The sequence below is a fragment of the Streptomyces sp. WELS2 genome (genome assembly GCF_013870595.1).
Classification (GTDB): domain Bacteria; phylum Actinomycetota; class Actinomycetes; order Streptomycetales; family Streptomycetaceae; genus Streptomyces.
Map to the genome: position 1 here is coordinate 1 of NZ_JACBWZ010000263.1, position 7,546 is coordinate 7,546.

A 7,546-nucleotide genomic window follows, 5' to 3' on the forward strand; every position below is an offset into this window, starting at 1 on the left:
TCCCGGTCCAGGTCGACGAAGACCGCGCCCGGGAGGTGCCCGGCCGCGTACTCGGCCCGGCCGTCGAAGGCCGGCGCGCCGGCCGCCTTGGCCAGGCTCAGCTGCCAGCGCACGTCCAGCAGGACGGGTGGGTTGTCACCGGCGAGCGCGGGCAGGAGTTCGGATGCGGTGATGATGGCTGTCATGGGATCCATCCATACGCCAGGGGTAGCCGTGGCGTCCAGGTCCGGCTACTCTGCTCGGCCGGACAGGCTCGATCACGGTCGGTACCGGATCGAGCACATGGTGTACCACTGACGGACACCCGTCGGCCATCGTCAAGAAGCGGCGAGAGGCGGCGGATCGGGCATCCTCTCGTAGGTACGGCGAGCGGCGCGGTACGGCCCCGCGGCACCCGGAGGATGCGGGGACCGGCACGGGCGTGCGCGCCGACGGCGCGGACACCCCTTCCGGGGAGCGGAAGCGACACGGCCACCGCGAGGGGCCGGGGAGAGAGTGATCGATGACCGAGGCACGGGAGCCGGCCGGTCCGTACGCGCGGCGCCTGCCCGGCACACCCTGCTGGGTGAGCCTGATGGTGCACGGGCTGGATGCCACCGAGGAGTTCTACGGCGAGCTGTTCGGCTGGGAGTTCCGGCCCGGTCCGCAGCAGCTCGGCCCGTATGTGCGGGCGCTGCTCGACGGGCGGGAGGTGGCGGGCGTGGGCCGGCTGCCGACGGAGCGCCGGCTGCCGGTCGCCTGGACGCCGTACCTCGCCTCCGACGACGTGGACCGGACCGCCGACACGGTACGGCTGTGCGGTGGCACGGTGGCCGTCGGCCCGCTGGACGCCGCCGAGGCCGGGCGGATGGCGATCGCCGCCGACCCCTCCGGGGCGGTGTTCGGGATCTGGCAGGGCGTCGCGCATCCCGGCACGGCCCTGACCGGGGTGCCGGGCACCCCCGTGTGGAACGAACTGCTCACCTTCGAGACGGAAAGCGTCACGAAGTTCTACAAAAGCGTCTTCCCCTACGAGGACGAGCCGGTGGACTCCGCCGGTGACGACTGTCTGACCCTGCGTCTGGACGGCCGTCCGGTGGCCGGGCTGCACGGTGTGGGCCAGGACCTGCCCCCGGACCGGGGGCCGCACTGGCGGACCCACTTCGAGGTCGCCGACCTCGACGCGACGCTGCGCCGGGTGCCGGAGCTGGGCGGCCGGGTCCTCGCACCGGCGCACGAGGGCCCGCACGGGCGGGTGGCGACGGTGGCGGACCCGGAGGGCGCCGAGTTCTCGGTGGTCCAGGGCCCTCGCTGAGCCCTCAAGAGGGCGAGACGGGCAGCACGTCCGGGGACAGGGCCGCCGCGCGGGCCGTCGCGGCGGTCATCCGGCGCCGGTGGTGCCGGCGGCACAGCACCTCGTAGCCGACCTCGCCCGCGGACTGGTTGACGTCGCCGACGACCACCTGGGCGCCCTCGACGACCATCTCGCCGTCTATCGTGCGGGCGTTGTGCGTGGCCCGCGCGCCGCACCAGCACAGCGCCTCCACCTGGAGCACCTCGATCCGGTCGGCCAGCTCCACCAGCCGCTGCGAGCCGGGGAACAGCTTGGAGCGGAAGTCGGTGGTGATGCCGAAGGCGAAGACGTCCAGACCGAGATCGTCCACCACACGCGCGAGCTGGTCGATCTGCTCGGGCGCGAGGAACTGCGCCTCGTCCGCGATCACATAGTCGGCCCGGCCGCCCTGGGAGAGGTGGTCCACGAGGTACGCGTACAGGTCCTTGCCGTCCTCGGCCTCCACCGCCTCGGTGACCAGGCCCAGCCGGGAGGACAGCTTGCCCTCGCCCGCGCGGTCGTTCCGGGTGAAGATCACGCCCGCCAGGCCGCGCGCGGAACGGTTGTGCTCGATCTGCAGAGCCAGCGTCGACTTCCCGCAGTCCATCGTTCCGGAGAAGAACACCAGCTCGGGCATGAGGAGTTGAGCACCTTTCGGCGAAAAGGGAGGGGCAGGGGGGTCAGGAGCGTACTTCGAGCAGCGGGACGAGCTGTTCCGCCGGGGTCATCGAGCCGTGGTTGCCGACCAGCGCCGACTCCTTGGGCTCCCGCTCCGAGGCGATGATCAGTACGTCGTCGTGCGCGGCGGCGATCACGTCCCCGATCCGCGGGTAGACGCGCTCGTCGCATTCCCCGGGCCGCCCGAACCAGCCGGCCGCGATCGCCTCGTCGCGCGAGGCCACCCAGAACTGCTCCCCGAGCACCTCGCGCCACACGGCCAGCACGTCGTTCTCGGCGCCCGGCACCGCGTACACGTGCCGGGCCCGGCCCTCGCCGCCCAGCAGGGCGACACCGGCGCGCAGCTCCCAGTCCTCGTCGAAGTCGATGCGGTGCCGCTCGTCGAACGGCACGTCGACCATGCCGTGGTCGGCGGTGACGTACAGGGCGCTGCGCGGGGGCAGCTGCTCGGCCAGCCGCTGGGCGAGCCGGTCGACGTACATCAGCTGGCCGCGCCAGGTGTCGGAGGCGATGCCGTAGCGGTGCCCGGAGCCGTCCAGTTCGGCGTAGTACGTGTACACCAGCGAGCGGTCGCCGGCGGCCAGCTGCTCGGCCGCGAGGTCCACGCGCTCCTCACCGGCGAGCCGCCCGTGGAAGGAGCCGCCGCTGAGCGCGACCTTGGTGAGCGGGGTGTGCTCGAAGGCGGGGGAGGTCACCTGGGCGGTGTGCACCCCGGCCCGGTGGGCCAGCTGGAAGACGGTCGGGTACGGCTGCCAGGCGCCCGGTTCGGTGTACGGCTGCCAGCGGAGCTGGTTCATCAGCTCGCCGGTGGCCGGGTTGCGCACGGCGTATCCGGGCAGTCCGTGGGCGCCCGGCGGCAGGCCGGTGCCGACGGAGGCGAGGGAGGTCGCGGTGGTCGCCGGGTAGCCGGCGGTGAGCGGACGGCCGGTGCCGCCGCGGGAGCTGCCGAGCAGGGAGGTCAGGAAGGGCGCCTCGTCCGGGTGGGCGGCGAGCTGCTCCCAGCCGAGGCCGTCGACCAGGAAGACGCAGACCCGGTCGGCGGGGGCCAGTTCGCCGATCGTGGGGTTCAGGCCGGGGACGCCGAGGCCTGCGGCCAGGGTGGGCAGCAGATCGGCCAGGGAGCCGCTGCCGTACTCGGGCAGCGGCGCGGTGTCCAGGGCGAGGGGCTCCGGGTGGTCCCAGGCGGAGAGCTGGGACATCAGCGGGTGAGGTCCGCGGTCGCCTCCGAGATGGCCTGCGCGAAGGCGAGCGCCTGGCGCACCGTCTCCGGGCCGTCCCCGGCCTCGCTGACGCGCAGGCTGAGGTCGTCCGCCGTGGAGCTGCCCGTGTAGCCGTGGTCGGCGTCGCAGTTGGGGTCGCCGCAGGCGGCGGGCTCCAGGTCGATGCGGTTGACCGCGCCCCAGCCGATGGTCAGCACGACCTCGCGGGGCAGTGTGCCCGGCGTGTACTGCTCGGGGTTGGCGACCACCCGGCTGACCACGACCGAGGAGATCCGGTCGAGCTTGACGGACTCGGTGGAGGTGGTGGCGTACGGCGTCGGGGAGGTGCTGTCGGCGGCCTGCTCGTCGGTGTGGCTGACGATGAAGCGGTTGCCGGTGAGGACCAGCACGGTGACGTGCCGGCGGACCTCGTTCTGGTCGAACGTCGTCTCCTGGTGGACCAGGTACGACCGGACGGGCTCGCCGCCCACAGCGGCCTCCACCGCCTCGGCCACGAGGGCCGGGTAGTAGCCGCTGCGCTCGATCGCCGCGCGCAGCCCCTGGGTCGTCGTACTGGTCTTGGCCATGGCGTCCATCCTAATCCGTGGGCAGGGGCACTCCGGGCCAGTCGGACGGACCGGGGCGGGCGTGGCCGAAGGGGTGCGGACGGCGGCGGGGCTCCTCAGTAGGCCGGCATCGTGCGCGGGCCGAGGTCGTCGCGGGCGGGCGGGGGCGCGAGCCGTACCGTGGCGCCGAGGACGCTCACGCCGTGCGGGGCGACGACGACCGGCTCCAGGGTGACCGCGACCACCTCCGGGTGGTCGTCGACCAGCCGGGACACCCGCAGCAGCAGCTCCTCCAGGGCGGGGGTGTCCACGGGCGTGGAGCCGCGCCAGCCGAACAGCAGCGGTGCGGTGCGGATGGAGCGCACCAGCGAGGTCGCCTCCCGGTCCGTGACGGGGATCAGCCGGTGGGCCATGTCCCCGAGCAGCTGGGAGGCGGCGCCGGCCAGGCCGAAGGACAGCACGGCGCCGGCCGCCGGGTCGATCACCGCGCGGACGACGGTGTCCACGCCCCGGGGCGCCATCGCCTGCACCACCGGCCGCAGCTCCTGCGGCGGCCCGAACAGCTCGGTCAGCTCGGCGTACGCCCGGAGCAGTTGTTCCTCGTCCGCGAGGTCCAGCCGGACCCCGCCCAGGTCGGCGCGGTGCCTGAGGTGCGGGGCGGTCGCCTTCAGGGCCACCGGGTAGCCGAGCGCGCGGGCGGCGTCCACGGCGGCGTGAGGGCCGGGCGCGGGCAGGGCACGGCGCACGGGGACGCCGTACCGGCCGAGCAGCTCGCAGGTGTGCTCGTCGGAGAGCGTGAGCCCTTCGCCGCGGGCGAGCAGCTCGCCGATCAGCCGGGCGGCCCCCTTCTCGTCGATGTCGTCGAACTCCGGCACCTTCCCGGGGTCGGCCGCCTCCCGCCGCCACCGGGCGTACCCCACCGCTTCGGCGAGTGCCCGCACCGCGCGTTCGGCGGCGGGATAGGCGGGGATGAGACGGGTGCTGCGCGCCGTACTGGAGACCGAACCCGGCCTCGTCGTCATGGCCGAGGCCGCCACCGCCGAGGAGGCCGTCACCCGCGCCGCCGAAGGGGACATCGACGTCGTGCTGATGGACCTGCAATTCGGCAAGGGCATGGGCGGCGCCGAAGCCACCGCCCTGATCACCGCCCGGCCCGGAGCCCCCCGGGTCGTGATCGTCACCACCTACGACTCCGACGCCGACACCCTGCCCGCCATCGAGGCCGGCGCCACCGGCTACCTCCTCAAGGACGCGCCGCCCGAGGATCTGGCCGCCGCCGTACGCACCGCTGCCGCCGGACGCACCACACTGGCACCCAGCGTCGCCGACCGGCTGATGCACCGGCTGCGCGCCCCCGGCACGGCCCTGACCCGGCGCGAGACCGAGGTCCTCGCCCTGGTCGCCGTCGGCCTGTCCAACCAGGCCATCGGCGCCCGTCTCCACCTGACCGAAGGCACGGTCAAGTCCCATCTGGCCCGCGTCTATGCCAAGCTCGGCGTCGAATCCCGCACCGCCGCCGTCGCCGTCGCGACGGACCTCGGCCTCATCCGCCGCTGACCCGGAGGCACACGAACCCCGGAGCGGTGGGTCAGTCTCCTTCGGGCCGGGGTTCGTTCCTCGCGGTGGTATGTGCTCCAGTCGGCCGGCGGGTACGCCGCCACGCGGTCCGCGCCGGACGGGAAGGACAACGGCTCCCGCCGTGCCAGGGCGAGCGCCCGGGTGCCTCGCCCGTTCATGCCGAGGGTGAGGTAGCCGGCGGGCAGGGCGAGTTGTTCGAGTGCCGTGGACATGGACCGGGAAAGGTCCGTGATGCCGTGCGGTGTCTGCGCGGGACTGCCCGCGGCGGCGTCGTACGGCGTCGGACCGTGCTGTCGTTCGCGCCTCCTCCAGCGCACGGGCGACTCGCGCCAGTTCGGTCAGGGCAGGGGACATCGTGCTTCCGGCCCGTCAGCTGACGGGCCGGAGGTGCTTCTCGGGCAATGCGTCGGCGAGTTGTTCCAGCTGCCGCCGACCGGGGCGCCGTACATGGCCGTGTGCGGCGCCCGCGGGCGGTCGGGCCCGGCGGGCCGTGCGGGAGCGCGGCGGTCTTACCGGTCAGCCCAGGTCGAAGGTGTTCGGCAGACCGAGCCGGTAGCGCACCTCGTCGACGCGCTTGAGGGACTCCAGCTCCTCGGGGCGGTACAGCTCCCAGATCCGGCAGCGTCCGGCGTCCGAGCCGTCCTGGTCGAGCAGCGCGTTGACGGCCCGCCGCGCCGACTCGTTGGCGCCTTCCATCGTCGCCAGGTCCACGTCGGTGCGGACGTAGTCACCGGCGAGGAAGAGGTTCGGCACGGCGGTCCTCGCCGACGGGCGGTTGTAGAGCGTGCCCGCGGGATGGATCAGGAGCGGTTCCCGGTTCCGCGGATCGGGACCGCCGAGACCCGTGACGGCCGGATCCATGAACCAGGCGATCCGGTCGGCGTCCCTGAGGGTCGTCTCGCCGGAGTCGTTCAGAGCGTCCTTCAGCTGGGCCCAGCACTCCTCGACGATCTCCTCGCGCGTGCACTCACGGGCCGTCTTGCCGTACAGGATCCCGGGCTTGTCCCACTCCGAGACGATCGCCGACAGGCAGTCGTGGGCGCGTCCGTCGCCGTAGTCCGCCGAGAAGTCCCGTACGTCCCAGAACTGCGCCTGTCCGATCCCGGTCACCGACCACGGCGAGTCCATGCAGTTGATGTGCCCGTGGACGACGGGTGTCGGTGTGCGCAGATAGAACTGCACACCGGTCATCCAGTCCGTCTGCAGCGCGTCGCACCGGGCGAGTTGCGGGTCGGCCGCGCGCAGTCCGGCGCCCCAGGTGCGGCGGGCGTGCTCGACGGGCATGGCGCAGACGTAGTGGTCGGCGGTGACGGTGCGTCCGTCGCTCCCGTCACGGGCCGAGACCCGTACGCCGGTGACGCGCCCACCGTCGTACAGGATCTCGTGCACCTCGGTGCCGAGCACGAACCGGACGCCCAGGGAGCGCAGGTGAGCGGTCCAGGGGTCGATCCACGCCTCGCTGGTCGGGGCGTTGAGCACCCGGTCGATGTCCGCGTCACCGTCCATTCCGCGGCCCAGCAGGCCCCACAGCAGCAGCGCCTCGATGATGACGCGGCCGACGGTGCGGGTGGAGGCGACCTCGGCGCGGGTGGCGACGAGATTGCGGGTCTGTCCGATGCCGAGGAGCGTGCGGTACTCCTCGCTCATCCGTTCGGCGCGGATGAAGTGCCACCAGGAGGTCTTCTCCCACTGGTCCTCGCGGCGCGCGTCGCAGCTGGTGAGGTGGACGAGGACCCGGCCGGCGAAGTAGGCGGCCTCGTGCGCGGGCAGCCGGCTGCCCAGATCCAGCACGGACAGGATCTGGTCGCGGATCCAGGACGGGGTGATGTCGCCGGGTGCGGGCGGGGTGGTGACCCGCCGCAGCGGGAAGTGAAGGTCCGGGCGGCCGCCCGCGCGGGCGAAGAGTGCCTCGGTGCCGTTGCGGAGGTTGTCGTGGACACCGCCCGCGTTGCCGGGGAAGGGGATGCGGCGCATGGTGTCCGGCAGGTTCCGGTAGAAGCCCGGGAAGAAGCGGAAGCCGTGTTCTCCCGGCAGGGGTCTGCGGCCGCCCGTGCCGGTTCCGGGCACGTCCATCGAGCGCGCCTTGCCGCCGAGTACGTCGTAGTACTCGTAGACGGTGACGGCGTAGCCGCGTTCGGCGAGTTCGTGGGCGGCGCTGAGTCCGGCGACGCCGCCGCCGACCCCACCGGCAAGCACGTCGCCGTCCTCGGCGG

General features: G+C 73.4%; 6 protein-coding genes and 2 pseudogenes. 2 read left to right on the top strand and 6 right to left on the bottom strand.

What is annotated here, in order from left to right; all coding sequences use genetic code 11:
- A pseudogene (locus H5J33_RS17055) lies at positions 1-185 on the bottom strand (sulfurtransferase); the annotation flags it as partial.
- Between the two features lie 317 nt (positions 186-502).
- On the opposite strand from H5J33_RS17055, the gene H5J33_RS17060 reads away from it, so the two are divergent.
- Positions 503-1,294, top strand: coding sequence for a VOC family protein (locus H5J33_RS17060; RefSeq protein WP_181795778.1), 792 nt, complete (start codon positions 503-505; stop codon positions 1,292-1,294).
- A 4-nt stretch (positions 1,295-1,298) separates the two neighbouring features.
- Here H5J33_RS17060 and H5J33_RS17065 read toward each other — a convergent pair whose 3' ends face one another.
- From H5J33_RS17065 to H5J33_RS17080, 4 genes and pseudogenes are all read right to left on the bottom strand, one after another.
- Positions 1,299-1,949, bottom strand: coding sequence for a thymidine kinase (locus tag H5J33_RS17065; protein ID WP_181795780.1), 651 nt, complete (start codon positions 1,947-1,949; stop codon positions 1,299-1,301).
- Positions 1,950-1,992: 43 nt separating this feature from the next.
- On the bottom strand, positions 1,993-3,189 hold the full coding sequence (locus H5J33_RS17070) for an alkaline phosphatase family protein (RefSeq protein WP_181795782.1): 1,197 nt from the start codon (positions 3,187-3,189) through the stop codon (positions 1,993-1,995).
- Positions 3,189-3,776 (bottom strand): DUF5998 family protein, encoded by a 588-nt coding sequence (locus H5J33_RS17075; protein WP_223283776.1) that lies wholly within the window; start codon positions 3,774-3,776, stop codon positions 3,189-3,191. Before H5J33_RS17075 ends, H5J33_RS17070 begins: the two co-directional genes overlap by 1 nt.
- 95 nt (positions 3,777-3,871) lie before the next feature.
- Positions 3,872-4,732, bottom strand: a pseudogene (locus H5J33_RS17080) (acetate--CoA ligase family protein); the annotation flags it as partial.
- Here H5J33_RS17080 and H5J33_RS17085 point away from each other — a divergent pair.
- Positions 4,725-5,312 carry a response regulator transcription factor gene (locus H5J33_RS17085; RefSeq protein WP_181795783.1) on the top strand — a complete coding sequence of 196 codons (588 nt, stop codon included), beginning with the start codon at positions 4,725-4,727 and terminating at the stop codon, positions 5,310-5,312. The pseudogene H5J33_RS17080 and the gene H5J33_RS17085 overlap by 8 nt on opposite strands.
- A gap of 537 nt (positions 5,313-5,849) precedes the next feature.
- On the opposite strand, the gene H5J33_RS17090 is transcribed toward H5J33_RS17085, so the two are convergent.
- Positions 5,850-7,529 (bottom strand): FAD-dependent oxidoreductase, encoded by a 1,680-nt coding sequence (locus H5J33_RS17090; RefSeq protein ID WP_309485421.1) that lies wholly within the window; start codon positions 7,527-7,529, stop codon positions 5,850-5,852.
- Between the last annotated feature and the right edge of the window lie 17 nt (positions 7,530-7,546).